The sequence below is a fragment of the Planctomonas deserti genome (assembly GCF_003067705.1).
Lineage (GTDB): Bacteria > Actinomycetota > Actinomycetes > Actinomycetales > Microbacteriaceae > Planctomonas > Planctomonas deserti.
In genome coordinates, this window is the sequence record NZ_QANL01000204.1 from 1 (window position 1) to 522 (window position 522).

A 522-nucleotide genomic window follows, 5' to 3' on the forward strand; every position below is an offset into this window, starting at 1 on the left:
GTGGGTGTAGCGCCCGGCATAGGCGTTGTGCAGAGTCTCCAGTGAAGGCGTAGCGCTGCCCAGCAGCACCGGGATGCCGAGTGCCTTGGCGCGCACCAGAGCGAAATCGCGCGCGTGATAGCGGATGCCGTCCTGCTGCTTGTAGCTGCCGTCGTGTTCCTCGTCGACGATCAGCAGGCCGGCTTGCGGCAATGGCGTGAACACCGCCGAGCGGGTGCCGACGATGACCCGTGCCTCGCCACGTGAGGCCGCCGCCCAGACGCGCGCGCGCTCGTTGTCGTTCAACCCCGAGTGCAGTGCATGCACGGCGATGCCGAGGCGGCCGCGGAAGCGTGCCAGGGTCTGCGGGGTCAGGCCGATTTCCGGCACCAGCACCAGCGCCTGCTTGCCTTGGGCCAGGCAGTGGATGATGGCCTGCAGGTAGACCTCGGTCTTGCCGCTGCCGGTCACGCCATCCAGCAGGAAGGGCTGGAAGCCTTCGGCGGCGTTGATCGCGGCCACGGCCTCGGCCTGGTCCGGGTT

Annotated in this window: 1 protein-coding gene; it reads right to left on the reverse strand. The window is 68.8% G+C overall.

Annotation, left to right across the window (positions count from 1 at the left end; genetic code table 11):
* Nucleotides 1-522, reverse strand: a 522-nt coding sequence (locus DAI20_RS20285; protein ID WP_159085174.1) for a DEAD/DEAH box helicase, incomplete at both ends; no start/stop codon positions are given.